Below are 26,962 nucleotides of genomic sequence, written 5' to 3'. Positions count from 1 at the left end.
AAGGATTTGCAGTAATACATTGATGGTGATGCTGCTTATAAAGATTTTTTGGGGATGGTTTATCATGACTGATAAACTATCCCAAAGAAGATCGGGACTCCAGCATAGGAGCATCCATAATTTTTTTAAATTCCGGGACTAAAGAAAGTGATTCACGAATTCTTCTGAAATTATCATTTGTAACATTCTCAAATGCATCCAGAATGTTTAAAACATAAGAATTGTCTTCTGTATCTTTATCGTGAGTTTTAATTAATGCTTTAATTTCTTTAATTTTTTCAGAAATATGTTCCGTATCGCGAGGATCAATCTGCTCTACAATCGCTTTGATATTTTGCACTACAACCGGGATTGTATTGTCCTTATTGTTCAGTAAAGAACTATTCAATACATTGAGGACAGCAAGAATATTTTGTTCTCGTTCGTTGGCGGGTATCTTTATAACATTCATGTGGCATTTTAGTTCCATTTGCTTTTTATGTTCAGCAGGAACAGACATTCGTTTAATATGTTCTTCCATACATTGTGCTAAATTTTCCTTTCTTTCCTTTCGGGCTGCTTCAATAGCACTTTGATGTCCGACTATGAGATGCGGATCCGCCCCATTTCTTAATAAGCAGTTTAATGCATTTTCATTATTTGACGTGTCAATTAATACAATCAAAGGAGAAATAGAATCCCAACGGTTTAATTGGGTGATTTGATTAATCAGCTCTTTTTTAAAAACTGTTTTTTCATATAAATTGGCTAATTCGGTCTGATTTAAAACAGAATCAAAATAATTACTCAAACGAGCAAATTCAAAAGGATCAATTTCAGTGAAATTATTTTCTTCAACTTTTTTATAAAACGCATGTACTTGCGCTTCTATTGCTTTATTTTTAACATCAGTGTTACTCGGATAATGGGTATATCGGGGGCGCTCCTTCAAATCGAGAATATGCACTTTATCAAGCTCAAAAAAGGTATTTATTTCAGGAGGTTTTCTAAAATAAAGTTGTTTATAAATTTCTTTTGCTGCGTCTATTTGCCCACTAGGACTTCTTAAATTGAATTCTCTAGGAATGGTTTCTTTCCCTGCTTGCTTGTCATAATTTGAATCAAATAGATATAAAGTCCCATTCTTGATTCCAGCAGAAATTACATGATTATGAGCACGAAAAGCCATTCCTTTTTCCTGATCTCCTAATTGACCGAGTAAAAAAGCGAGGGAAGTGATGGTAAATTGTCCTTGATAAGATGCTTCTTCATTTAATGTGTCTACATAGGTATGCCAAGCCTTTTGATATCGGCTAAAAAAAACAGGATCCGCTAATATTTCTGGTAATTCGATCTCGTCAATTGATACTGGCTGGCCAGTCTCTCGCTCTTTTTCTTGACGTATCTTCTCTTTTACTTCCTTTTGTGACTGGGCTACTTGTTTTTTTTCATGACTGAATTTTTCCCGATCCATTTGATACATTCTGGTTAGTGAAATGGCGACTTCAAATTTTGATTTTAACTCTTGGCTTAATTGTTCAATAGAACAATCCCAATAAATAATGTCTGAGAATAACTCATAATATTTATTTTCTTTATTTTTTAGCCATAACTCCAGCCAAATAGCAGACAGTCCATTACAATGACCTTCGTTTAGCACATCAATAATGGCTGTAATATCCTCCTCCTTGTACTCCTTGGGTTTAAGCTGATGTTGTATTTTTAAATACACGATAAATTGATTTAGAATATGTGCTTGCTTCCAAGACGGGCCAAAAACTTGAGCGGCAACCTCCCTGAATTGCGCGTCTTCAATATCAGCAACACATTGATAAGGCGTTTTACCCTCTTTATTTCTTATAACATAACTGGCGCCGAAACCTCTCTCATAAGTTTGACTGGCTCTCATGAGCGATAGATTGCCTGATTTTATCAGATGATGAAATAGCGTATTTCCTTCATCATCAACTAACGTAGGTAATTCTTTTATATGTTTATTTTTTGCTAAAATATCTCTAACGCCATCAACATCTTGTCTTTTAATTAATTCGACAATTTCTTTAAAAAGTTCTTCATGTGCCATAATTCGTTCCATCCAGAAGAATAACACTCACGAAATATATTTTTTCGAATTAATGAGTATTTTTTGAACAAAAACTAATTTAAATATAGACAGGCAAAGCCTCATACGCAAGTATTGCTATTTATTGAATAGCTCAAGAAGGAACGGTCGATTTCTAGGTTAGGAAAGGAACTTTCCCCAAATTCCCCAGATAAATTTATTTCGTTCCATTTGGGACATGCAGAAATTTTTATGAATTTAACGTAGCATACAGCGCGTTTAAAAATATTATAAGGATGTGTAATGAAAGTAATACATGATGGTGATGCTGCCTATGAAGATATAATGGCATTATGTTTATTGCTGCTTAATGCAGATGTCGTTGCCGTCACTGTGGCATATGGAGAATCGACTACTAAAATCGGTGCTGAAAATATGAAACGAGTATGTCGGATGTTAAAACCTTCAGCAAAAATCCCTGTTGCATATGGAATTAATTCTGCCTTGGATCACCACGGGACTCCTTTTCCCGAATATATTAATAAAGAAGCAAATACCATTTTAAATAATACTGATGTGCCCACGATAGCAGATTCTCAAGTTACCGATTCTGCAGTTCAGTTAATGTATGACACGTTAATGTCCAGTGATGAAAAAATAACGATTGTAGCCACTGGCCCTTTAACTAATATTGCTCAGCTGATATCTGCTCATCCTGATTGCATCGAAAAAATTGAAAAGATAGTTATTATGGGAGGCGCTGTAAAAGTAGCAGGAAATATTTCAGATCTGCTTCCTGATACAGAAAATACCCTAGCGGAATGGAATATTTACGCTGATCCAAAAGCCGCAGAACTTGTTTTTACCACAAAAAATCTTCCCATAAACCTTGTTCCAATCGATATTACTTGTCAAATGCCTATGACCCGAGAATTTTATGCACGATTGGATAAGGAAACATTACCCTCGTTAAAACTGGTCAAAGATATGTTAACGTCCTTATTACAAGGGATGGGAGAGAAATTATTTTATGATAAATTACAATTTTGGGACAGTTTATCAGCCATGATCGCTTTGAATCCTGCTATGGCAACATTTGAGGAACTCTCACTCACAATTGACTTAAGCACAAGCCAGACAAAAATAGATGAAGCCTCAAGCGCTAAAGTAGCTCGTGTTCAGGTGGCAACCTCGCTCAACAACGTTGAGGCAGCTTATGATGCATTCTTAAGATTAATGAAAACAGGAACAGAACCAGTCATGACGAATTCAAGTTATAACGGAACCTTTTTTGGATTATCTAAACCAGAGGTGTTCTCTTCATCGCACGATCCCGAAAAACAACAGACAAGTGCTCTCACTTAATCGTGTAGCCTGGGTGCAGGTCTGTAAAAGACCAGAACCCGGGTTTCACTGCGTGTTACCCAGGCTTGCTAAGTCTGATGAATTTGTAAGGTAAGCTTAGTAGTGGGGTTTACATTTTCAATTGTGATTCGTTGCTTAATAATGGAGAAAAAGTGGCTGTTGAGGATTTAAAAAAAGAGCTATTCGGAGCTACATTATTTTGAACTGCTGCGCCATAGAATTTTTTTAATTCTTGCTTTAAATTAGGGAAATCGCAAATTGTTCTTCCCAATGCTAAACCTAAAAATATTTCTCTTAAGTTAATTAAATTATTTAGTTCATCGGCTTCTAACCTATCTTTTGCCCGGTCTTTTGCCATATCCCGGGTTAAACTTGGTGGCAATCTATTATCCATTCTCGTGTGCAAACCAAACATACTCGCCGAAAAAGGGAGGCAATGTTCATAGTCAAAAGTTGCTCTACTATAACGTGGTCTCATACAGTTCATCAATGGAAGAAGTACATTCCTATTGTTATCAATATAATATATATCGAATGCAAGAGAACCTTTCCCTCCACATGCAATCTCTATAAAAAGATTACCTAGCTTAATTTGCGCACGGGAGCGTTCACCGGAACCACCGGTGAGAAAAACAATGAAGTCTTCTTTAGTAAAAAGATCACTACGCGACAAATTTAGTTTTTCTTGTAATCGATCAATGAATAATTGAAAATAAATTCTATTAACATCAAGGTTATTTCCCAAAATAATTTGGTCATTGAGATAATCTAATTTCAATTCATTTACAGGGACGTTTTGATTAAATTCTAGTCCGTAAATTAGATCTTTCGCATGCTTTAAATTTTTCTCTGGAAAAAGGTCGGTAGCACTCGTGATGGATATTCCGCATTTCTTAATTTCTTTAGTTGAAGATGAGTTAAATAAAGGAAGGTTTTTGGGCTCCGCGGCACGAGCAAAGTGAGTATGATGTGGCGCTAATAAAATTTCTAATTGTCTAGTAGCATCTCCTATATTACTAAAGATAGTAAGCAATCCTAATTTATCATTATCAACCAGTATTACTAATAATGAATCAATAAATTCTTGTATGGATTTATTAATAAGAGGATTATTTTCAAAATATTCTTCAAAAATTTTTGCAAGTGCAGGCATATCTGTATCCGAAACATTGTCAACTACGATTTCTGTATGAAAATAAGCCATAATTTTAGCTACTAGCTCGTAGTCATTTTTTGGAAAATAAATTGATTGGGGCAAATGAATATTTTGTATAAAAAAAGAAAAATCACGGATGTTATTGCCTGGCATATTAATCTCTAAATGGGAAATGTTTAATTTTACTGCGCATTAAACAGGCGGTAAAGGATTTTGAGCAAGCGTAGTGGAGTGAACCTCGGGTTCCAGTCTTACAGACCTGAACCCAGGATACGATTGCTGGGCTTGTTGGGCCAAGGTCCGACCTACTCTTGCTGTCTACGCCCTGCGGCTTGTCCCGGGTCCAGTGATTAGGGTAGATCCTCTGGATCACGCAGACAGCCGCGGGACGTCGGAATAGAGCTGGGCTGGTTTTTCAGCGATGTGTAGACGATTCAGCTGCACGCAACCAGGCGGCTACCCATAGTATTTTTTTTATGCTAGTTTTTCATGAACTCGCTTCATATTAATCGATTTTTGCCATTTTGAAATAATCAATACAACAATGGCATTACCAATCATATTGGTTAAGGATCTCCCTGAAGACATAAAGCGGTCTACTCCAAGAATTATAACCACTCCTGCAACAGGGATCGTACCTATAGCTGCTAAGGAACTGGCCAATATAATAAAACCGCTTCCTGTAACACCGGCAGCTCCTTTTGAACTGATAATCATGATAAGCAATAAAAAGATTTGCTGTTCAAGAGTGATATGCGAGTTTGTTGCCTGCGCGATAAATAAAGCAGCAAGGGTAAGATAAATTGCAGTCCCATCGAGATTAAAAGAATAACCTGTTGGTATCACTAAATCGACCACTGATTTATCGCAACCTAATTCGATTAATTTTTCCAGTAAATTAGGCATCACTGTTTCAGAAGATGAGGTAGCAAAAACAATAAAAATTTCCGTTTTAAAATACTGGATCACTTTAAATACACTTAAGCCTAAAACAAAATAAAGTACGCTGCCGAGCAGGACCACTATAAATACAATGCACGTTAAGTAAAAACAAATCAGTAATTCAGTCAATTCAAGTAAGGAGTGAGCGCCATATTGACCTACTGTATAAGCCATAGCAGCAAAAGCTGCCATGGGAGCGTAATGCATCATCGCATGAATGATATTATTATCGCAGCGGCAATGATTTTGAATCATGCAAGGGATGTTAGGGCTACTATAGTTTAGTGAGTCAAATAGTGTCAGTTACCGTAATTGGATTCGGAGCCGTTGGGAAATTTTATGGCGGATTATTTATCCTTGCAAAATGCCACTCTTATTTCCTCCTGGAGCCGCAGAGATAGTAATCACAGAATAGTGCATGATTCATCAGGTTGGTTAGAAACAGAAATGAAAATAGACAAGGAAGTAGAATTAATTTTAAATAAGAGAGCAATGCAACATCAGTCGTTCTTTCAATTGTCCAAAATGCAATCTTTGAATTATGTGTTACCGCGCTATACAGCACTGGTGAAGCATCTTGAAATACAGGAGAAAAAGCCTACTTCTGAACTTTAAATTGAATTATGTTGGGTCATTTTGACCTAACTTAATGGTAAAGACGAGTTGAATTTGTTGGGCCGAATGACCCAACCTTAGAATATTTTTCTTAAGTTGACACCGGCTGAAACGAAGTGGAACACCACGGTTTCGGCCTGTACTTTAGACCACGCTGAAGATGCTAAGTTTTAGAGCCTCTTTTCCTTGAGCTATTTGTGAATTTTTTTCTATTGGGTTTATTGTCCGTTGAAGTTATTTTCTTGCGAGTAGGGGAATGTTTTTTGAACTTTGAAACACTATTGGTTGGAGGAACATTATGCTGGGGTTCAAAATCTTCGATTTCAATACGGTTTAGTTTGCGTTGAATTAGTTTTTCTATAGCGTGTAATTGATTTACCTCATCAGCACTTACTAGGGAAACGGCTAATCCTGATGCGCCAGCGCGTCCGGTTCGTCCGATGCGGTGGACGTAATCTTCAGCAACTTGGGGTAAATCAAAATTGACCACACAGGGCAATTGATCAATATCAATTCCTCGTGCAGCAATGTCTGTAGCGACTAAAATATGTAACTCTCCGGACTTAAACTCGGCTAAAGCTTTGGTCCGCTGGGATTGCGATTTATTGCCATGGATAGCGGCAGCATGAATTTGCGCTTCGGCCAATTGTTTCACTAATTTATTGGCGCCATGTTTGGTCTTTGAAAAGACTAAAGTCTGGCTCCATTTATTTTTATGAATTAAATGACTCAGTAAGGCCGCTTTTTGACTTTTATCAACTGGATGTACTGTTTGCTTGATTTTAACTACGGTTGTATTTCGAGGGGTAACATCAATTTCTATGGGTTGGTTGAGAATGGTTTTTACAAGATTACGAATTTCATCAGTAAAAGTAGCTGAAAACATAAGATTTTGCCGGTTTTTGGGCAACCATTTAATAATTCGTTTCATGTCATGAATGAAACCCATATCCAGCATTCTGTCGGCTTCATCCAAAACAAGAGTATCCACTTCATCGAATTGTATGGCGCGTTGCTGATGCAAATCCAATAAACGTCCCGGTGTAGCAACCAGAAGCTCAACCCCGGAACGTAATTTCATCATTTGGGGATTAATTTTTACCCCGCCAAACACTACCGCAGAGCGAAGCGATAGGTGGCCTCCATATTGAATGATGCTTTCATGTACTTGACTGGCTAATTCACGTGTTGGCGTTAGGATGAGTGTACGAGTTCTATTACTTTTAGCCCGGGGTTTGGAGCTGAGTTTTTGTAAAATAGGTAATACGAAACTTGCCGTTTTACCTGTTCCTGTTTGTGCTGAAGCCAGAACGTCATGACCTGATAATATCTTGGGAATGGCTTGAGCTTGAATAGGAGAGGGTTCTTTGTAACCTAATTCGTTAATGGCTTGAAGTAACGGTTCGATTAAACCTAACGACTTAAAACTCATGCAGTTTCCTTTATTTTATTGGGCACGGTGAAAGGGGAAATGGTTTTGTTTTCATTTCAAATTGTTTATTTTCAGGGCAATTGTATCACACATATTAGAGAGTACGTTAGTAAATAAACCGCCTTGAATCTCTGGTCGAAACAGTTGTTTGCCAAAGTAGGGATGAAAAATGCTTTCTGGAATATTCCAGAAAGCATTTAATAAGTTATGCTATTTTATTTATAAATTATAACTCATTGCTTGTTCATATTTTTGAAAGTATTGATCTTTTGCTTTCTCATCTAATCCATTCCAAAAAGCTTCTGTAGTTGGTTTAGGAGACATTTTATGGCGAATATTTTGAGTTTCTTCTGATAAATAAGATCTAAATTCAATATCTAAGGAGTCATATGTTCTTGATTTTTTATAAAGATAATCTTGGAGAATAACTTCTTTTTCTTCTTTTCCTATCATATTCCAATATTCGCTGGTTGGTATATGGTTAAAAAATTTTACGCGTACTTTACGTGTTGTTTCAGAAATATGGGCTTTAAGATCAGCATCAAGTTGATCCCATTCATTAGTAAAGAAACTTGAATTGCTTCCTGAAATGGAAGGATTTTTTTCTGCTTTCTGCATTGCTGATGGTGCATCGAGCACTTCAGTAATGCCGTTGTGTAAATCTTCTGGAGATTTAACTTGAATTGCTTTAAACCCATGTGCTCTTGCTTCTGATACATTATGAAAGGAGTCATCAAAAAAATATATTTCTTCTTTATTAACATTAAATCGTATGGCAATTGCTTCTAATCTCGGCACCTTGCTGCCATCTTTACCTTTTTCTGGACCCATATAATTTTCAGGTGGAATATTTACTCCATAGCGTTTAAAAAAATCCAGGGTACGTTGAATTACCTCTTTATCTAAATCCGCACCATTATTTGTTACTAAAACGATGTGAATGCCTTTTCTTTGAGCATGCTGAAGTAACTCTGCTGTTTTTTGTCCTCCGACCATTACTGAATATGCTCCTGGAATAATTTCTTTCCCTACACACATGGGTTGCCCTAGACCATTGTCATTATGTTCCGAACCAGTTTGTAATGTCTCTGATACATCGAATGCTAGTACTTTTGTCATATTGATCTCTTGTCATCCAAAAAAAAGAAATTATACCCTAAATTTATTAAAATTTCCTTAAAAATGATTTTATTTTGAATGATATGATGTAAATTTGATCAATTGAGATGCTTTATAATGGTGTATGCTTGGTTGCACTTCATTCACCAGGCTCTGCTTGCTTTCCAAAGTATATTGAACTAAGTATTGTTTATGTCCATGGAAACACTTTCTTGACATGCTCTTATTGCTTTGCTTAAGATGGTTACCATGCTGCCTTCCTCAAACGATTTGTATTATTTTATTGAAGTATGCCAAACGTTGAATTTATCACGTGCTTCTGAACGCCTGGGAATTAGTCAACCATCTTTAAGCAGCGCAGTCAAACGACTTGAAAATGCAATTGGTACCAGTCTCTTTATTCGCATAAAAAATGGATTGAAATTAACTAAATCAGGGGCGCAATTTTATGCCCATGCCAAGCAATTGATTCATTTATGGGAAACCGCTCGCGCTGAAAGTCTGGCAAGCGTTAATGAAATCCAAGGGGATTTTGTTCTTGGTTGTCATCCTTCTGTAGCACAATATGATTTGCCCTTATTTATGCCCCAATTGCTTGAGCAATATCCTCAAATAAGAATTACCCTGAAACATGATTTATCACGCAAAATTCTCGAAGGAATTATTAATTTTTCCATTGATATTGGTATTGTTGTTAATCCAGTAAGGCATAGGGACTTGATTTTGCAAAAGCTTTACGATGATGAGGTCGGTTTTTGGCAGCCTAATGATAAAAATTTCATGAAAGAGCAGAAGATTTTAACCTTATTATGTGATGTTGATTTATTGCAAACGCAAAAATTACTCAAAGATTTGGAGGCAATGGGTATCAAGGAATATCGTTTATTGCCTACCTCAAATCTGGATGTAATTGCCAGTTTGACTGCGGCGGGGTGTGGTGTGGGCATTTTACCTCGCTCAGTAGTGTACACTCATCATCAGTCATTGCTTTCCCAAGTCCCGAATACACCTATTTTTCATGATGAAATTTATTTGACACATAGGCCGGAGCAAAGGCAAGTCAAAGCGTTACAGGTTATAGTGCAAACAATCCGTGATTCGTGCAAAAACTTGCAGCACTAAATGGTTAAGCCACATCTGAAAGAATGTCTTCTTCTAAATGTTCATTAAACCAGCGGGTTAAGGTTTCTTCACCTAATTGCTCGTAAATGTAATTCAAAAACAGCTCCAATTGGTTCGTGAAATCTTCTTCAGTAAACTGCAATTTTTCACGCATATTGGGAATATGATGCAAATATTCACCAAAGTAGTGATTACAGAATTCATGGTAATCTAAGGTAATCAGAATAAATTCATGCCACATATTATCGATAGGTCTCATTTCTTCATGCATCACAGGAATGAATTGCAGTTCTGGGTTACCAGGAGTGGCTTTTAAATCATATTCGTGTTTTACACTGAGCCATAGATATTTGAGCATGTCGGTAAACAGCTGTTCTGCAGAAGCAGAAAAACCAGGAAAATTCTGCTTAAATCGCTCTATAACTAATGGGTTTTTGTATTCCAGTAATAGTCTAAGATTGGGTAACTTTTTCATGGTCATTCTCACAAATAGTCTATGGCTAACAGGATATTAGGAATAGCGACAGCATTTGCAGCGCATCATGCCCTTAGCTATTTTGGCCCTAACGATTTGTTGCACTAGTTGTTTTTTCATTTTTTCTCTCCATTGGTAATAGTGTTTTTAGCATAATTTATATGGAGCGTTTTAACTATAAAGAAAAAGCTATCGCTGTAATAGTTTATGGCCAGGTAGCTGGTAACCAGGCTATGTTTGCTGTTCTGCTGTAAAGTCTATAAGTTTTCATATAATAAAAATTCGTATTATTGTACTAAAATTAAAACGAGTAGTATTAATTGTGAGTGTTTATCATGCCTAAAATAAAAATTGCCTCTATTGATTGGGATGGTTGTTTAAGTCATGCGTCTTATCAAACTGCTGTAAAAGCAGATTTTCATAACAAACCAGAAGAACGAAGAAAATTTCCAGATTTATGCATTGAGCATAATCCATTATTAATTAATAAACTAAAAGAATTGGGAATTAATAAAATTATGGTAGGCTCCAATCGTCAAGACATACGCGGCGATTCCAGTGATACATATGTTAGAGAAAAGGAAACAATATATCAAACTGGTTCATCCTATCCAAATTTGCAAGAAATAGCGACACACATAGGAGCTGAATTTGATACGTTCTTATTAGGTGATTTATACAGTGGGCTTGAGCCGGGAGCAACTCATAAAGCAGCAATTGCATTACAAAAAGATTACAATTATCCACCAGACTTTAAATGTGCTACAGAAGGTAAAAAAGTTTCTGAATGGGAATTTGAAAAAAACAAAATATCTTTAATCTATGCGCAAATTCAAAAGTTAGCTTTGCAACATCCTAATGATGAGGTGGAATATACCTTTTTTGATGATAGGAAAGAAATTCTTGAAGCAATAGAAAATTTTTTCCGGGCTAATCCTGAAATGATACCTGGTAATGTGAAAATTAAAACATACCGCTATTATAATACTGTGGAATCAAAAGATAGAAATGACTCTGTTATGAAACTAGAGGAAAGAGAAACTCTAGAGTCCAACCCTACAGTAAAAGCTAACCCCAACTATGATTTAACTCTGCGCTTATGGGCACACAAATCTATGGATCAAACAAAGCAGGGACAGCTTGTGGCAACTCCAGAACTTTATGCCGCATTAAGAGAAGCACATGATACGGTAGTTGAAACCCCTAGAGTGGAGGTTCATAAAATAGCACGAGAGGCTAAAGCTCTTGAATTAAAAAATGCGGTATTTAAGTTTGAAGAAACATATCCGGGCTATGGCAAAATAGCGGAAAAAGTACAGGAAATCTTGGTTGATAAGTCTTCTTCAAAGAAATTTGGTGGAGCTTCCGACTGGGCTGACCTTCGAAATAATCTAATTAAGCTTTATCAAGACGCATGGGATCGTGAGCTTAAAAAGGGCAAATTAACTACAGGCTATTCGGCAGTTTTAAGAGATATCACCAGAGAATTATCGGCAAACTATCCTGATATACTTAAGAATGTAAAAGAAAGTTTACGATTTGAATATGAAAGACAAGCTTTAGAGCAAAACAGTGGACCTTATCATCATGGTCAGCTGCATATGTTTTTGCAAGAAGATTTTGAAAAAGATTGGAATAAATTTACTGGAGCAAACGCCAGCTTATTTCAACGATTCGCTAAAACTATCGTGCAGCAGTTTAAAAAACCACCCGAAGAAGAAAGTGATCAGGAAAGAGAGAATGTAGGTCTGCATTGATTTTGCCATGAGTTTTTGCCGTGCCTGGATTGTCCTTATTGAGACATAGGTAGCACTATCCATACAATTTTAGATAAATATGGTTTGGTAACAAAACAAAAGAGGAGGTGTTACAAAGCAGAGGGGACAAAACTAACTAATGGTAAAAGTCCTAATGAGTTGTGGTGTGCAGATTATGAAAGTGAATTCCAATTGGGAAGTCCAAGGAGAATAATTCATTCAAATTAATCGTACCTATAAAAGTGGATTTTTTATTTCATTTTGCACTGGTGCGGCTGGGGAAAATAAATAGATAAGCAGTAATATGAGAAAAATAATTATAGAAATATAAAATATAATTTTTGCATTATTTGTTAATGAAGGATCGGTACCTTTATATCCCATGTATCCTGAAACAATTGCTATCACTAAAAAAATAAAAGCCGTGGTTAACATTTTATCTTTCCTTTTTCAGAGTTAAAGAGTATCTATTGCTTTTGTCGAAGTCTCATTTATTTAATTATAGATATCTTTTGTAAATTCGTTTTTTCAGGGATGGTTTAGGGGCTGTTTACAATTCTATCCCCAAAATACTCCGATTTTATGCGCCCAGTAAGGGAATAACTTTATTCTCTACGTCCCGCGGTGTGTTCGCGGGACGTAGGCGAGAGAGATTTTTCCTTAACGTGATGCCATAAGTGCATACTCCGTTTCTGTGCCCTAAAATCGGAGTATTTGCCTCAAGATAACGATTGTAAACAGACTCTATTAGAACGGGCATTGTTTTTTTGAATTATTTATGATGAACTTGTTTGTTTTTGCATCGCGATTATGTTAAAAATCATGTACTTAACGCCGCAATAAAGCGGCAAAATATTCTTTATCTTATAAAGAGATTTTCATGGACGAAAATAATAATAAATCCCTGGCTCTTCATGTCTGGATAGTCTGTGCGCTGGGTTTGTTCATTGATGGTTATGATTTATATATCGCTTCTGTAGCAGAGCCTTTTATTAATGCTTTATACCATCCATCCTCGCTTATGATTGGCCTCACTCAAGCTGCAGCACCTCTTGGTGCAGTATTTGGTGCAATCATTGTTGGACGCATGGCAGATATGTTAGGCAGGAAAAGCATGCTCATTATAAATCTTGTCTTTTTTGTATTCATTGCTATTTGTTCTGCTTTTGCCTGGAATATAACCTCTCTTTGTGTTTTTCGATTTTTACTCGGTTTTGGCGTGGGCGCTGATTATCCTATCTGTGCCGCTTATTTAGCTGAAATGATTCCGCCTCGTAAAAGTGCCCAATTTATCGCAACTGCTATGTTTATCAATTGCCTTGCCTCACCAATAGGTGTCATTGTTGCCTGGCTTTTATTTAAACTGCATCCTCAACTCGACGTTTGGCGATGGATATTTGCTTCAGGGGCAATTCCTGCACTTGTAGGGCTGTTATTTAGAGCGAAGCTGCCAGAGAGCTTTTTATGGCAAGTCCATCAACGGTTAAAACCACGCTCAAGACGTGCTGTTTTTACGCATTATCAATTGATGTTCTCGCCAAGAATGATAAGAGCCACTGTTTGTCTTTGTCTTTGCTGGTTTTTATTAGATATATCGTATTACGGGATAGGGTTATTCACTCCTTACGTCTTACAGGCATTTAATCTTTCGAGCGCAGCAAATTTCCTGAATGCACAAACGGAAGTTCTAAAAAGCACTTTAGTGGTCAATATCTTTGTTTCCTTAGGTGCTTTTGCAGTCATCTTTTGTGTAAATCATGTATCTTTAATTAAACTGCAGAAAACAGGATTTCTCTTTTCGTTTGTGGGATTATTAATTCTTAGCATAAGCTATCTGCTCCCAAGTGCCAGCATTATTTTTGTTGGATTCATCCTGTTCAATTTTTTTATAAATTTTGGCCCAGGAATTTCAACTTATCTGCTGCCTGCAAAACTTTATAACCCTGAGTTTAAAGCCACCGGACATGGATTGGCAGCTGGAACCGGAAAATTTGGTGCGTTTATTGGCACGGTATTCCTACCTATCTTCCAGGCTCACTTGGGTATTTATCTGACTTTAGCGATTCTTGCCGGCACTCTTCTACTGGGTTGGTTGTTAACAAAATGGTTAGAAAGGGAAGAAGGTAAATTAGCTACTCTTGCGGATTCAATTTCTGAGAATACATTGCTATCAACGTCTTAAAAGGGGACATCATGGATTATCAATTGAGTGCAGAGCAACAAAATTTTTGGCAAAAACAGGGGTTTGTAATTTTGCGAGATTTTCTCTGTATTGATCTGAAACAACATCTGCAAACCTGGTGTGATGAATTAACATCTTGGCCTGAAACACCAGGAAAATGGATGAAGTATTTTGAAAAAAATGCGGAGGGTGGACGTCAGCTTTGTCGTGTTGAAAATTTTATTGATTATCATAAAGGGATGTATGAGGTGGCTAATAGTTCACGTACCTTAAACTTAGTGTCCTCATTAATGGGAGAGCAGGCAGCTATTTTCAAAGAAAAAATTAACTATAAATTCCCGGGTGGGGGAGGATTTAAACCTCACCAAGATGCTCCTGCTTTTATTAGTTTTAATCAACGATTTCACATCACTATGATGGTGGCAATCGATGAGTGCACTTTAGAAAACGGTTGTTTACAAGTAGTTAAAGGAGGAGCTAATAAGCCTGTAATTCTTCCTCAAGAAGTGGATGGTTCGATTAAAAAGGAAATTGCAGAGACCCTCCAGTGGACGCCAATTAAATGTAAAACGGGAGATATCATTTTATTTGATTCGTATTTACCCCATTATTCGGAGGCGAATCGTAGTAATAAACCACGCCGAGCAATTTTTATTACTTTTAGCAAATTTTCTGAAGGCGGAGTGATGCGGGAGGCTTATTATCAGGATAAACGGGAAAAGTTTCCTCCAGACTGCGAACGCGATCCCAATAAAGATTACTCAGCAGGTGCTGTTATTTATAATGTCGCTAATCCCATTAGTGAAATGATGCAATGAAGACAATAAATCATATCGACCAAAAAATTGATAGGGCTTTCCAGTGCTTGTATCTCTCCAAAGATATGGATTACATTGGCGAGTCTGTGTCGCAATTAGAACATGCATTACAGTGCGCCTATTTTGCTGAGCAAGCAGGGCATAGCCAGGAGGTCATTCTCGCGTGCTTATTTCATGACATAGGGCATTTTGCTTCGAATACCAAGCAAAATAAGATGGCAGATTTGGGAATAGTGCATCATGAGTGGATCGGTGCGACATTAGCATACACCCTGGGATTTTCTGCAAAAGTTGCATTGCTCATTGGTCACCATGTGAACGCCAAACGTTATCTGGCAGGAAAGAAAAAAGACTATTTTGAGCGTTTATCTACAGCAAGTAAGAAAACGCTTCTCTTTCAAGGCGGGGTAATGTCTGATGAGGAGATGCTGCATTTTGAGGCAAACACTCACTTTAAAGATATATTACGCGTGCGAATTAATGATGAAAAAGCCAAAGAAATTGGTATGGAAGTTCCCGATCTTGATTCTTATCGTCCTTATTTATATCAGCATTTTGTAGAAACAGTGAGATCAACTGAAAAAATAGTGCTCCCAAATTTTGTAGATAATGCATGGGTAGAGCAATTTAAAGCGTCACTTGAGGTTTAATGAGAGCAATGAGAACAGATAATTTCGATTGAATCCTGATTCCAATGGAGAAAATGGCAGGTCAATCGACTTAAGAATTCATTGGGCACAAAAATAAATATCGCTTTATTGGGAAAAAAAAGTTAGAATATTTGCTAAAAAATTTTACATGATGTCGCTATTTTAAATAAAATTTTTCTCTTAAAGTCGGCTCGCCGCTCCATAATCCCAACGGCCAAGAATGAATATGTATGCACAAACAACTCAGGAAAAAAAACAGTTCTGGATTATTTTACTAATCGTTTTAATTAGTTTTATTGGTTCATCTATTGCTTACCCCATTCTTCCTCCGTTGTTTTTACAATCTACTAATCAGTTAATAATTTCACCGGAATGGAGTGAAACGAGCAGGCGTGTTTTGCTGGGGCTAACCCTTGCAATTTTTCCTTTGGGGCAATTTATTGGTTCCCCTATTTTAGGGAGAAATTCTGATTTGTATGGTCGCAAAAAAATATTGGTCATCAGTTTGGCGGGAAGCATGCTGGGGTATTTGTTGACAGTCATAGCATTTTGGATAAACAGTTTCTGGCTCTTATTATTCAGCCGCTTTTTAACAGGATTCATGGAAGGAACTTTTGCTGTTGCCAGGGCATTGGCATCAGAATTAACTACCATTAACAAGTTTATAAGCTTTGGTAGAATTAACAGCATGGCTGGCATTGGTTATATCATTGGACCTATTATTGGCGGTTTATTATCCAATCCAAATATCATTTCCTGGTTTTCATGGTCGTTCCCTTTTACTTTTGCAGCATCTGCTTCAATGATTACCCTGAGTCTCGCCTGGTGGAAATTACCAGAACATAAAACTCTATCCAAACCTGAAAAAAAATCTATATTAAGTCAACTCAATATTATCCGACAATTCAAGCTCTTATTTCAAAATCATCCTCATTTAATCCATTTGCTCATCGTCAGTACGCTATTTACCTTCGCAGTGGATATGTTTTATGAGTTTGGCCCGGTTTACCTGGCCGGAAAATGGTTTATGTCTCCAGGCATGATTGCGGCTTATAACGCAGCATTGTCAGCTGCCCTTGCTTTAGGCGCCGCATGGCTTCCACATCATCTTTCAAAACATATGCCCATTCATAAAATGATAACCTTAGCCATGATGACCACTGCTTTGATTTTTGCTGCGATGGTTGCTTTTCAATATCCCTCAACCCTATTTTTATTTTTCGCATTGATTGGATTTAGTATTACTACCGTTACAACAACTATGACGATCCACATCTCAAACATGTCTCATACTGCCATTCAGGGTGAAGTCATGGGCGCACAATTAAGTTTGCGTACTTTAGGTGATGCCATTATTTGTTTTGTTGGTGGTTTTCTGATTGTTGTGTCAATTATTACCCCCATTGTTTTATGCTGCATCACCGCATTGACTGCTGGAGTTCTGTGTATGGTGTATTTAAAACCATCATCCCAAGAGTTGTGATAATTCACCAGTACCATTACGCTTGACAGGTCAATGCCTTTCGTTGTCTTTAGCAATCTTAGACGCTTTATTGAAAAAGAGTGTTTCATTTGATTAACTTATTAATTAATAAACGATTTATTTATTTTGGGTAAACCTATAATTTTTCCGTGAACTTTGTTAAATTAATTCGCTGTTGTTTTTATCAGAAGAAGTTTGCTTAAAGCACTTTTTTTCGTGTGGTTATTTTTTTAAGGATGAAGAAATTGTTAAAGAGTAAGTATGGATTTGCATTAGCTATTTTTGGATTGACTGTAATTAGTGTTCAGCCAAGTATTGCAGCTACATCGCCAGTAGTAAAAAAGCCTGCCGTTTGGAAAGATCAGATTGAAAAAAAAGTTGAGTGGTTTGCAATGAGCTGGCGTCCTTTTGCAACTGTATCATTAGGTGCGGCATTCACTGATGATGCAGGTAAGTCGCAATTTATTTCTATTGACGATCCTGTTCAAGACGAGTCTTTCAGTTATGATGCCGACAATACGGATCAATCTAAATTTATATACGGTGTTTCGCTTGGGATAGAAATTCTCTTAAATCCGAGTTGGTTTTTGCAAACAGGATTTAGTTATTATCAACCTATGGAGTTTCATACCCACGGTGTTGTGACACAAGGTGCGTCGGATGTATTAATATTTGATTCATTTTCATATAAGTATGATATACAGGCGCACCAGGTATTATTTGAAAACAAACTCTTGTATAACTTGATGTATCAATCGCTAACTTTCCATCCGTACATTTCAGGAGGTGTAGGGGTTAGTTCGAATACTGCAAAAGATTACAGTGTTAATATTGTACCGCAGTTTAGTACCTTCAGTAATCAATTTAAGGATGAGACGCGTACTTCTTTCTCTTATAGAGTAGGGGCAGGCGTAGATTATGAGGTGACAAATCATATCCGTGTAGGTGTAGGCTATCGATTTTCTGACTTTGGTAAAGTAGAGCTTGGAAATGCTTCAATCGACGGAGTTCCAACATTTAATAATTTATCGCAATCTCATTTATATACTAATGAAGTATTGGGGCAAATTACTTTTGTGGTTTAAAGGGATATAAAACTTAGTTTGGTTTTATGGAGTCTCCGGAAAGTACAAAATTTATTTCAGATGCTTAAATTTTAGGGACATGATTGGCGTTTTGAGAGTTCCATTTAAGGGATTTAATTCATTCCTCTTATGCAATGATATTGTCTTGAGCTTTGGCATCTGTACTTGAATTAACAAGATGTACTTTTCGAGTAGCTTATTTTTAAGCATTGTATTAGACGATCAAAGGATGAACAATGAACTATAAATATCATTTGTGTGTTGGTTTTTTGGGGGCTGTTACTTCAATGACCAGTTTTGCCTTACCTTTCAATATTACTCCCCAAGGTATCTTACCTTCCACTGTTCCTCTGGGAGGAAGCGTAAATGCTGCATATACAGTGACAAACAACACTTTATCAATGCGTTTTAATAATTTTGTTAAGTGGTTTCCGCCCAATGTAATTCAAGTACTCGAACCAACAGACCCCACTGTTTGTCCTCTTTTTTTTAATTTAGGACCCAATGGCTCTATTAATCAAAGCTGTACTTTAAAATTGAAAATATCCGGTGCGGTTAATCGTGATGATCCTGATCCACACCATCATTTATTTGCTTGTTTTCCCGGAGGTAAAACTTGTGCCGGCCCAACACTTGCCAATTCATTAAACGTAAATGTAACCAGTGCTCCACCTGAAACGCAGATTTCTGTTGCAGTGGGGGGCTATGGAACTGCGAATGGAGGATTTCCACTCGTTTATACAAGCAATAATAATGGTGCCACCTGGCCTACTCCAGTATTACCACCAACTGCTGGTCTTCCCGGTAATCAAGTAGCACTTTTTGGTGTTGGGTGTAGTGGAAATCTTTGTACTGCTGTTGGTGCGGTTTTGGGAGATATAGACGCAACGCTACCTTTATCCTATTCAAGCTCAGATAGAGGTGCGAGCTGGTCTGCTCCTTATCTATTTTTACGTACTGGTCCTCTTGCAACAAGTGATGAAGTGTTCCTTCCCGCTGTGAGTTGTGTGGATAACAAGTGTGTGACTGTAGGATATTGGCGAGAAAGTGTTTCTGGAAATCGTTATCCGCTTACCTATTCCAGTTCTAATAATGGAGTCACTTGGTCTCAGCCTAATTTTCTTTCAACCGCAGGTCTTCCACTTGGAAATCAGGGAGCGAGACTTGGTTCGGTTAGTTGTGCAGGAACAAATTGTTCGGCTGTTGGTTTTTATAATGACGCTTCAGATGATCGGCAACCTGTGAGTTATTTTAGTGCGAACAATGGGGTTACATGGTCCGAAGCAATCATACCAAGTATTGCTAATTTTCCAGCTGGGTATGTAAGTGGTGCTAAGTTGATGGGTGTAAGCTGTGTTGGAGCTAATTGCAGTGCTGTAGGTGAAACTCCTGACCCTGCAAATCCCAACGGGCACTTACCTCTAAGTTATACCAGTTCCAATGGTGGAATTTCCTGGTCTTTAGTAAGGTTTCTTTCCATAAATGCCTTGCCGCCAGGAAACAGAGGAGCGTTTCTAAATAGCGTGAGTTGCTCCGGTGTTCGTTGTTCTGCGGTGGGATATTATGACACAGTTTCTGGGCAATCATTGCCAGTGAGTTATTTCAGTGCAAACAATGGAGTGACTTGGTCAGAAGCTATATTGCCTCCCATAAGCGGGATCCCTGCAGGATTTGGGAATGCCCAATTAACCGGCGTTGCATGTAAAAATAATATATGTTCCACTGTAGGGTATTATGATCTTATGGGCAATACATTTCCTTTAACCTACCAAAGTTTGGACAATGGAATAACCTGGACAATGTTTTTACCCAGCATCGCGTCTATTCCTGGTGCTATTGCGGCGCTTACGTTTAGTGTAGGTGGTTCTCAAGGTGGTCTTTTACAGACCTAGTGCGGAATGAAGCTAACCCAAGGTGTTTTCTTGGGTTAGCAAGATTGCTCTAGTGTGTGTAAAAACGAATATTTTTATTTTGGAATTTATCTAGTAAATTATTTACAGACCTTGATTGTAGGTGTAAGAGCTTCTTTCTAGTTTGGGAAAGTTGTTATTTTCAACCGTAGAGGGCCTAGCTAAAAATCCATAATTGAGTATGCCAGCTATTGGCCATTGTAATTGTTGATGCTCAATTACTTTACCATGGCATGAGCTCAAAATAAGTTGACCATTATTATTAAAAATAGAGAAATTTTTATTATCGGGTAAATTTTGTATTGTCTCCTTAGATAAAGAGGTCGTTCTGGAATTAGTGATAAGTGCTGTATACAGAAAATCCATACGGTTTTCTAAGGATTCATCATGCATCGATTCAAAATATTTTTGCGCGCAAAAAGATAATGAGGCTGCACTGCCTGCAAGTGTTTTTACAGAGCCTTTTTCTCCAGAAGGAAGTCTGCCTTCTTTCATCAGAAAATTACCGTTATTATCTGCCAAATAGAAACTATTTTGCTCTTTCCGAATATCCAAACTTCCTAATTTATAGGTTCCATCTTTACAACCTGTGGGGCCTAAGGCATCGGTTACAAGAATGATTTTGTTTTTAACTGCATTCTGGATGAGTGAAATAAATGAGGGGGATAAATGGACACCATCAGTAATGAGCTCCACACCAGGCGGACAATGTTCAGGATTTTCGAGTATCCATTGTACTACATGACTTTTTGCGTCACTTAAAGTAAGTGGTCGTGTTTCCCTACTACACGATTCTTGACAACCATTGCCCAGATGCGTAAATCCACAAGCGCCTGCTGCAATAGCACGGCTAATGATCTCCTTATCATCTGGATTGCAGTGACCAATAAACACTTTTACAAAAATACCTTCTTCCTCAAGGGTCTTTGTCTGTTTAATGAAATCTTCTGCACCTAATAAATCAGGGGCAATGGTAATTTTCCAGTGTTTAATATGAGGCGCTACATCAATAATATCCCTAAATTTTTCCATACAAATACTATGTTGCAGCGCCTCTTTAGCATGAGCGCCTTTGCAACTTTCTGAGATAAAGGGACCTTCTAAATGCACACCAAGAATCTGAGTACAACCAGGGGTAGGATTCAGTTCGTGTTTCCAAATGAAATCATTAATTTTTATCAGTGATTTTTTTAAAGCGGGGATAGGCATGGATACTAGAGTTGCTAACGCATAAGAAAGCCCTGTTTTTCCTAGTTCTTTGACAATACGCTCCAATCCCTCCTGACTCATTTCATCGCCTAAATCAGCGAAATCAATACCCCCTTGGCCATGAACATGGGAATCTAACATCCCTGGCATGAAGAAATAGCAGCCTTTAGAATCAATTATTTTATCCTCTTGCAAAGAGGATAAAAAATCGTCATCAATATTGAAGATTATTCTTGCCCCATCTTCGGTAACTTGCACGTGTTTTAATTCTTTAAGCCCGGCATCGTTATAAACATAAATATTTTTAATTAGCATTTAATATCCTCGTAGGGATGAGTTCCACAAACAATTGCTAGGAGCTTAATCTATTTCCGGTCAGAGCTCTAAATATCATATTTTAGAACGGGACCTCCACAAGAAATGCCCTAGAGTTTCGCTGCTAAATTGGCTAAAATTGCGCGTCGATAAATCAAATTTTTTATGATTTTATTGGCATCCTGCATTAGGTAATTGTAACAAAATATGGGAATGAATGGAGAGTGTTTAATAAGGGTTTGTTTCAACAAACCTAATATGGATTTTCTTTATTCTGAACTCTTAATTTATATTGGATATAACACCTCGATTTCTTGGAGAAAGTATTTATGTTTAGCCGCATTTTTGTTAGGGAAACAGCTGAAGGCATGGCAAGTAAAGCTGCTCGAACCATTCAAATGAAAATCATGGAAAATAATCAGAAAAAAATACCTACCGTTTTGGGACTGGCAACAGGAAGTACCCCTGAGCCTTTATATAAAGAATTAGTTCGTCTGCATAAAGAGGAAAACTTAGATTTTTCATTAGTCATCACGTTTAATTTAGATGAGTATTTAGGGTTAGAACCAACACACATTCAATCTTATAATTACTACATGCATCATCATTTTTTTGATCACGTTAATATCAAAAAAGAGAATATTCATATGCTTGATGGAACTGTTCCATTGCAGTCAATTGAGCAGCATGCGAAAGAATATGAAGAAAAAATTCAAGAAGCTGGTGGAATAGACATTCAAATTTTAGGTTTGGGTGTGAATGGCCATATTGGCTTTAATGAACCAGGCTCTTCATTTGATTCTAAAACACGATTAATAAAATTAGATGATAAAACTCGCGAGGCGAATAAACGATTTTTTAATTCAAAAGATGAGGTACCAACCCATGCCATAACAATGGGAATTGGAACGATTTTACAACACAGTAAAGCATGTTATTTGCTCGCCTCAGGCGCAGCTAAGGCAGATATTATTGCTGCTGTTAATCTGGCTTCGGCACCGAATCAAGATATTCCGGCAACAGCCTTATATGATCATAAAAACGTTACAATCCTGCTTGATAAAGAAGCGGCATCTAAGTTGCCGTCATCGATTAAACCAATCAAATCGCCATTATTGTTTCGAAGCATCTATGCTCCTAAAATTTCAGAAGAACCAAAAATTGTTCCTGTTCATGATGGCCTTAACGAGATAAAAATAAATCTAAGCTAATAAGACATCGAAAATAGGTACCCAAGCCCCATATTTAGAAAGACGAATATGGGGGTCTATTTATAATCGTTTAGTTCCCAGACTGGAGTGATGCTTCAATGCACGAGGCCTATGGGAGCAGAAAAAAGAAGCAATCCAAGGAAACAATTCAAAGGATGACATCCTGCTATACCCATACTGCTGGCCTTGGTGTTGCTTTTAGGTTTACCGATTGCAATTTGGTTCGAAATAGCTCCCCGCCTGCGCGGGGATGACAGAGTTACTTGTGAATTGAGTAAAATTAATACTAAATACTCTTAGCTTGACGGACATGATCGCTAAGCCCGAACTGATTAGTTAATGTGGGCAATCTTATTGATAACCTGCCTGGCCATTTTGATAATTTATCTGGTTTTTTCTATATTTTGTTTGGTAGTTCGATTGGCCATAATTTACTTGACCATTTTGATAATTTATCTGATTTTTTCTATATTTTGTTTGATAGTTCGGTTGACCATAATTTACTTGACTACTTTGATAGTTTATCTGGCCATTTCTATATCTTTTTTGATAATGTACCTGGCCATTATGATACCCTACGTTACCTTTATAATATTTGGTATTCCCATATCCAACATAGGTCTTATTGTAGTAACCTAGAGGTTTATTATAGTTTCTATAACCCGTGTAATATCTTGTTTTGCCAGTATTATAGACGATATTGTTTGAGTAATATCCTCTTGCTCTAGAGTAAGAGCTAGGCCAATAACCATAAGTATTACCATAATAGCCACTATTCCAGCCGGCTCCATAATAAGTACCTGTCCCATAACTACCTACCCTATAATAGTTAGTCGTATATCCTGGAGGAGTATAACCAGAAGAATAGACATAATTGGCGCGGTATCCAGGTGAGTTCCCAGTTGTTGTGGTACATCCACCTAGACCTAATAGAGTTGCAGCAATCCCCACGAACTTAATTGTTTGGTTCATAATGACCTCCTGTCGTTAAAATGCAATTTTATTGTAGTATTAGATTATAGTTTGATCAAATTGAATTTTAATAAATCATTGCCAATAGAGTTTAGGTAGGAGTTCATTGCGATGTTTGAGGTATATATCATCGAGCGTATGTTAAATTAACAAGGGAAAACCTCTATTTTTGAGACTGGACAAAGTCTTTTATTTTAGTAAAGCAATAATGGAGAAATGCTTCATTGAGTTTCATTTTAGAAATTTCTTCTTTATGATCTTTTAAATGAATTATTTCAATCACTGGAATATTTGCATCTAAGTTAAGGGAGTGAATGGTTTCTTTTGTATCCACTCCATATCGATCGGGATCCAATCTTCCATTTCCATGTAAGAGGCAATTTCGAATTTTAGAAATATTGACTAGCATTTTCCAATGTTTGCTATCAATAGTGCATCCTTGTTCGCTCAGGATGGGTTCAAAGCGTGATATGCTTGCATTTTTCTTAATTAGCAGTGGGGTACATTCATAATACAAGGCTTCTTCTAGTTTGGCATAAATTTGCAGGAAGGTTGATTCAACTAGAGTCTGCTGGCTTTGTTTATAAAATTCCAGAGCATGCATTTCATCTATTGTAAGTTCATTAATATTTTTCTTCGATTCGAGAGCCGCGCTCTCCTTTTGAATGGATGCGGCCACTAATTCATATAGTTTTAATTGATATTCAATATGAATTGTTTTTAGAAATTTAAATTGATTCATTGCTCATTATCCATGTCAGATAGTTTTTCTGCCAAGAAAATAAACTGAGTAGAATAACATTTTGAGAAAGTTATGTCTCATCCGAAGATGGTGAATAGCTAAGAGCTCTACTCCTTAACTCTATCTCTGACGGAAAAGTTTTCTCTCTTTTTGTCACATTATTAATGGTGGAAGTATTGGGTTGAAATAAAGGATCAAAATGCGGAACGTCTTCTTCGGGCTCTTCTCGGTGCTCATCTGAATCTTGCGGTAATATACTATAGCTGTGCTTTACCTTAACCTCTTCTTTATTTAAACCCAATGCAGTATAGAGATAATTTATTGTTGGGTCAGCAATTTTATAAGCGCCAGTTACCGCCAGGGCTGGCACAAGTAAAACAGAAACTACGGCAGCTGCTGCAGCAGAACCCACAGTAACCGGTATAAGGAGGGCAAAGAAAAGTATACCTGTCATTGATAATGAAGTAATTATGGGGCCATTTCCATGGTTTGAAGTCATAATATTTTTAGGAGGATAAAGCCAGTCTGTAAATCTTTCGGACAGCTTTCCGGCAGACCATAAAGCACCGCCTATAACAAGAACAGGGGAAACCAGAGCAAGCATGGCCAGTAACAATGCTACTATCACTACACTTGCAGCAGCAGAGAAAGGCAATAGGAGTATTGTTAATATACCAGTCAGGGCTCGTTTCATTTTTTATCATACAAGGAAAGTGTTTGTTATTTTAACAACTTGACCTTAAGTAATTCTTAACAAAATTCATTGAAAAAAATAAGGCGAAATAAACATTAATTATTGAATAAAAACAGCTCTTTTTACCTAGTGTTGTCCTGAAAGTTGGAGCTTGATTTCGCGCATAAAACGTGAAGGCATTTTGATTTATATCATGATTTTTGTGTTTTTTTATTGAACAATTTGTGAGCTCTTAAGCTATACTTTTTTGTATGGAATATAGAATAGAAAACACTCATTATGATTAGCAAAGAAGAGGTTCAACGACGTAAATTTGTGGATTCTCAAGCGTTAATGCAAAGCATACGTCAAAATCTTTCAGAGTGGCAGAAAACTGAAATGCCTTCTCAATACCGCGAGGCACATCAGGATGTGACACAGGCTGTAAGCAAAGAGCTCGACCGATTAGATAAAGCTTTAGCCGATGCCACCTCTCCTGATAAGGGAGGCCGTCTTGACGAAGTTTATGAGTCGCTTAAAGACCTGAGTAAAAAAACCACAACAGCACAACTGTTGAGTAATGCTGTGATTATGACCTCTGATCTCAGTCAAGAACAGCGAGTTGATCCAAAAGCACTACAGGAAATGGGTATAAATTCAGTGAGAGTTGCATGGAATCTGGCCACTGACTTAGCATTTGATAAATCTAAATCTTTGACTGAAAAAATGGGGGGATTTGCAAAGGCTTGCATGCAAGGGACGATTGGGATGTGTCAAGGTGCCCTAAAGGGGTTTGAGGAAGGTAAGGGTTTTTTTGATACTGTAAGTAAAATGGTAGGAGCGAGCTTCGAACAAGGCATGGGAGGGTATAATAAATCACTTGTTACGAGTTTACTGAGTGAGAAGGACCGAGGCAAGCAAATTATAACCGATCTGCGAGCAGCACATGACAAAGTAGCGCAGGAGCTTGAAAATGATCCTGATAATCCCATAAAGCAAGCGCGAAAAGCAATTATCGACGAGGAAGCCCGATATTTAGATGACCTTGAAAAAGATTTAGCTAAAAATGAAGGTGAAAAACTTTCAAATACAGTACGTTCTTTAGAGTTATTACAATTAAGCCATGCGGGTACGTCACTTCAAAGTTCTGGCTTGTCATTCCTGCATCGCCTGGTTCTGGGTAATGACAAAAATTTAAAGAAAGAGACAGTAGAGCAATTAGGAAAGGATACGGTAAATATCACTAAAAATATAAATCAAATACTTGATGATTCGTCAAAAAGTTTGCCATCAAAGTTGTGGAATATGACTAAAGCTTATGCCAGTGCAGCAGGAGATGGGATAACAGCGTTCATAAAAGGCTTCGAGGAGAAGGGCAGTTTAAAAGAAAAATACGTACATGCTGTAGAAAGCGGTTTTTCTACTTTTATGAATAAATTTTCCAAAGCTCTTGATGAAATTAATCCCCAAAAAAAATCAGAAGCCGAACCCGATTTGCTCCAGATGGGTAGCCCTAAATCAACGCAAAAAACAATGCCTCAAGGAGCTACTCTTCCCCCAAGTAATGAATTACTCTCTCCCAGCGAGAAAGAGCCCCCTAAAGTAGGGACTGTTAAAGAAGACAGCGATCTGATTATAAAACACAGTTGATATCAACAGTTTTATCCCAACGAATACTTCTTTAGCTA

General features: G+C 37.3%; 23 protein-coding genes. 12 read left to right on the top strand and 11 right to left on the bottom strand.

Features of this window, described 5'->3' with window-relative positions; all coding sequences use genetic code 11:
• Positions 1-76: 76 nt before the first annotated feature.
• A complete protein-coding gene (locus A8O27_RS10470) occupies positions 77-2,062 on the bottom strand; it encodes a hypothetical protein (protein WP_058460694.1) in 1,986 nt (661 codons plus the stop codon).
• A 282-nt stretch (positions 2,063-2,344) separates the two neighbouring features.
• Between A8O27_RS10470 and A8O27_RS10465 the strand changes: the two genes are divergently transcribed.
• Entirely contained in the window at positions 2,345-3,406 is a 1,062-nt protein-coding gene (locus A8O27_RS10465) for a nucleoside hydrolase (protein ID WP_058460695.1), read from the top strand.
• 109 nt (positions 3,407-3,515) lie between these two features.
• Here A8O27_RS10465 and A8O27_RS10460 read toward each other — a convergent pair whose 3' ends face one another.
• A complete protein-coding gene (locus A8O27_RS10460; RefSeq protein WP_058460696.1) occupies positions 3,516-4,715 on the bottom strand; it encodes a hypothetical protein in 1,200 nt (399 codons plus the stop codon).
• Between the two features lie 321 nt (positions 4,716-5,036).
• Entirely contained in the window at positions 5,037-5,759 is a 723-nt protein-coding gene (locus A8O27_RS10455) for a cation:dicarboxylate symporter family transporter (RefSeq protein WP_235810582.1), read from the bottom strand.
• A gap of 84 nt (positions 5,760-5,843) precedes the next feature.
• On the opposite strand from A8O27_RS10455, the gene A8O27_RS10450 reads away from it, so the two are divergent.
• Positions 5,844-6,119, top strand: coding sequence for a hypothetical protein (locus A8O27_RS10450; protein WP_058460697.1), 276 nt, complete (start codon positions 5,844-5,846; stop codon positions 6,117-6,119).
• A 163-nt stretch (positions 6,120-6,282) separates the two neighbouring features.
• Here the strand turns inward: A8O27_RS10450 and A8O27_RS10445 are convergent, their stop codons facing one another.
• Both A8O27_RS10445 and A8O27_RS10440 read right to left on the bottom strand, forming a co-directional pair.
• The gene (locus A8O27_RS10445) at positions 6,283-7,551 is read right to left on the bottom strand and encodes a DEAD/DEAH box helicase (RefSeq protein WP_058460698.1); all 1,269 of its coding nucleotides are present in this window, start codon (positions 7,549-7,551) and stop codon (positions 6,283-6,285) included.
• Between the two features lie 219 nt (positions 7,552-7,770).
• Entirely contained in the window at positions 7,771-8,670 is a 900-nt protein-coding gene (locus A8O27_RS10440) for a hypothetical protein (RefSeq protein WP_058460699.1), read from the bottom strand.
• A 249-nt stretch (positions 8,671-8,919) separates the two neighbouring features.
• Between A8O27_RS10440 and A8O27_RS10435 the strand changes: the two genes are divergently transcribed.
• A complete protein-coding gene (locus tag A8O27_RS10435) occupies positions 8,920-9,792 on the top strand; it encodes a LysR family transcriptional regulator (RefSeq protein WP_058460700.1) in 873 nt (290 codons plus the stop codon).
• A gap of 4 nt (positions 9,793-9,796) precedes the next feature.
• Here the strand turns inward: A8O27_RS10435 and A8O27_RS10430 are convergent, their stop codons facing one another.
• Positions 9,797-10,267, bottom strand: a complete 471-nt coding sequence (locus tag A8O27_RS10430) for a UCP032817 domain-containing protein (RefSeq protein WP_058460701.1) — start codon at positions 10,265-10,267, stop codon at positions 9,797-9,799.
• A 335-nt stretch (positions 10,268-10,602) separates the two neighbouring features.
• Here A8O27_RS10430 and A8O27_RS10425 point away from each other — a divergent pair, with 335 nt between their 5' ends.
• Complete coding sequence (locus tag A8O27_RS10425) at positions 10,603-12,024, top strand: hypothetical protein (protein ID WP_058460702.1); 1,422 nt, start codon at positions 10,603-10,605, stop codon at positions 12,022-12,024.
• A 234-nt stretch (positions 12,025-12,258) separates the two neighbouring features.
• Here the strand turns inward: A8O27_RS10425 and A8O27_RS10420 are convergent, their stop codons facing one another.
• A complete protein-coding gene (locus A8O27_RS10420; RefSeq protein ID WP_058460703.1) occupies positions 12,259-12,459 on the bottom strand; it encodes a DUF1328 family protein in 201 nt (66 codons plus the stop codon).
• A gap of 445 nt (positions 12,460-12,904) precedes the next feature.
• Between A8O27_RS10420 and A8O27_RS10415 the strand changes: the two genes are divergently transcribed.
• The 6 genes from A8O27_RS10415 to A8O27_RS10390 all read left to right on the top strand — a co-directional run bounded on the left by A8O27_RS10415 (position 12,905) and on the right by A8O27_RS10390 (position 20,134).
• Positions 12,905-14,206, top strand: a complete 1,302-nt coding sequence (locus A8O27_RS10415) for an MFS transporter (RefSeq protein ID WP_058460704.1) — start codon at positions 12,905-12,907, stop codon at positions 14,204-14,206.
• Positions 14,207-14,217: 11 nt separating this feature from the next.
• Positions 14,218-15,024, top strand: coding sequence for a phytanoyl-CoA dioxygenase family protein (locus tag A8O27_RS10410; RefSeq protein ID WP_058460705.1), 807 nt, complete (start codon positions 14,218-14,220; stop codon positions 15,022-15,024).
• The gene (locus tag A8O27_RS10405; protein ID WP_058460706.1) at positions 15,021-15,674 is read left to right on the top strand and encodes an HD domain-containing protein; all 654 of its coding nucleotides are present in this window, start codon (positions 15,021-15,023) and stop codon (positions 15,672-15,674) included. Before A8O27_RS10410 ends, A8O27_RS10405 begins: the two co-directional genes overlap by 4 nt.
• A 226-nt stretch (positions 15,675-15,900) precedes the next feature.
• Entirely contained in the window at positions 15,901-17,157 is a 1,257-nt protein-coding gene (locus tag A8O27_RS10400; protein ID WP_058460707.1) for an MFS transporter, read from the top strand.
• A 245-nt stretch (positions 17,158-17,402) separates the two neighbouring features.
• Positions 17,403-18,242 (top strand): outer membrane beta-barrel protein, encoded by an 840-nt coding sequence (locus A8O27_RS10395; RefSeq protein WP_058460708.1) that lies wholly within the window; start codon positions 17,403-17,405, stop codon positions 18,240-18,242.
• Positions 18,243-18,478: 236 nt separating this feature from the next.
• On the top strand, positions 18,479-20,134 hold the full coding sequence (locus A8O27_RS10390; RefSeq protein ID WP_058460709.1) for a sialidase family protein: 1,656 nt from the start codon (positions 18,479-18,481) through the stop codon (positions 20,132-20,134).
• A gap of 102 nt (positions 20,135-20,236) precedes the next feature.
• On the opposite strand, the gene A8O27_RS10385 is transcribed toward A8O27_RS10390, so the two are convergent.
• Positions 20,237-21,676: an N-acetylglucosamine-6-phosphate deacetylase gene (locus A8O27_RS10385; protein ID WP_058460710.1), complete on the bottom strand. Its 1,440-nt coding sequence runs from the start codon at positions 21,674-21,676 to the stop codon at positions 20,237-20,239.
• A 329-nt stretch (positions 21,677-22,005) separates the two neighbouring features.
• Here A8O27_RS10385 and nagB point away from each other — a divergent pair, with 329 nt between their 5' ends.
• Positions 22,006-22,887 (top strand): glucosamine-6-phosphate deaminase, encoded by an 882-nt coding sequence (gene nagB / locus A8O27_RS10380; RefSeq protein WP_058460711.1) that lies wholly within the window; start codon positions 22,006-22,008, stop codon positions 22,885-22,887.
• Between the two features lie 351 nt (positions 22,888-23,238).
• Here the strand turns inward: nagB and A8O27_RS10375 are convergent, their stop codons facing one another.
• The 3 genes from A8O27_RS10375 to A8O27_RS10365 form a co-directional block, all read right to left on the bottom strand.
• Positions 23,239-23,859, bottom strand: a complete 621-nt coding sequence (locus tag A8O27_RS10375; protein ID WP_058460712.1) for a hypothetical protein — start codon at positions 23,857-23,859, stop codon at positions 23,239-23,241.
• Positions 23,860-24,022: 163 nt separating this feature from the next.
• Positions 24,023-24,601: a hypothetical protein gene (locus A8O27_RS10370; protein ID WP_058460713.1), complete on the bottom strand. Its 579-nt coding sequence runs from the start codon at positions 24,599-24,601 to the stop codon at positions 24,023-24,025.
• Positions 24,602-24,671: 70 nt separating this feature from the next.
• Positions 24,672-25,295 carry a hypothetical protein gene (locus A8O27_RS10365; RefSeq protein ID WP_058460714.1) on the bottom strand — a complete coding sequence of 208 codons (624 nt, stop codon included), beginning with the start codon at positions 25,293-25,295 and terminating at the stop codon, positions 24,672-24,674.
• Positions 25,296-25,574: 279 nt separating this feature from the next.
• On the opposite strand from A8O27_RS10365, the gene A8O27_RS10360 reads away from it, so the two are divergent.
• The gene (locus tag A8O27_RS10360; RefSeq protein WP_058460715.1) at positions 25,575-26,924 is read left to right on the top strand and encodes a hypothetical protein; all 1,350 of its coding nucleotides are present in this window, start codon (positions 25,575-25,577) and stop codon (positions 26,922-26,924) included.
• Positions 26,925-26,962 lie beyond the last annotated feature (38 nt).

Origin of the sequence: Legionella bozemanae (assembly GCF_001648595.1) — a bacterium.
GTDB classification, from domain to species: domain Bacteria; phylum Pseudomonadota; class Gammaproteobacteria; order Legionellales; family Legionellaceae; genus Legionella; species Legionella bozemanae.
The sequence above is the reverse complement of the archived record's forward strand: the minus strand, read 5'-3'. Positions and strand labels throughout refer to the sequence as shown.